This is a genomic window from Burkholderia sp. JPY481 (assembly GCF_038900515.1).
In the GTDB taxonomy this organism is placed as follows: Bacteria; Pseudomonadota; Gammaproteobacteria; order Burkholderiales; family Burkholderiaceae; genus Paraburkholderia; species Paraburkholderia youngii.
Genome location: NZ_JAYMRT010000181.1, coordinates 1 through 273, shown reverse-complemented (window position 1 = coordinate 273; position 273 = coordinate 1). Strand labels below are relative to the sequence as shown.

The following is a 273-nucleotide window of genomic DNA, read 5'->3' as shown; positions in this document are numbered from 1 at the left end:
CGCGCAATTCTGCTGCGTCATCGTACCGCGCTGATCAACCAGATACGTGGCCTGCTCGGCGAACGGGGGCTGGCTATTGCGCGCTCACCGGAAGCCTTCAGGCGCGCGATACCGGAATTGCTGCGCAGGAGCGCAGATGAACTGATCTCCTTTTGCCAGACTCTGCTCACCGAACTTCTGCAGCACATGCGCGCCATAGAGGAACGTGTTCATCTCATCGAGGCATCCATCCAGACGTTCATGAAGAAATCCGCGCTCTGCAGGAAGATCGCC

1 pseudogene is annotated in these 273 nt (G+C 58.6%); it reads left to right on the top strand.

The window, feature by feature from the left end:
- A pseudogene (locus VSR82_RS40230) lies at positions 1 to 273 on the top strand (IS110 family transposase); the annotation flags it as partial.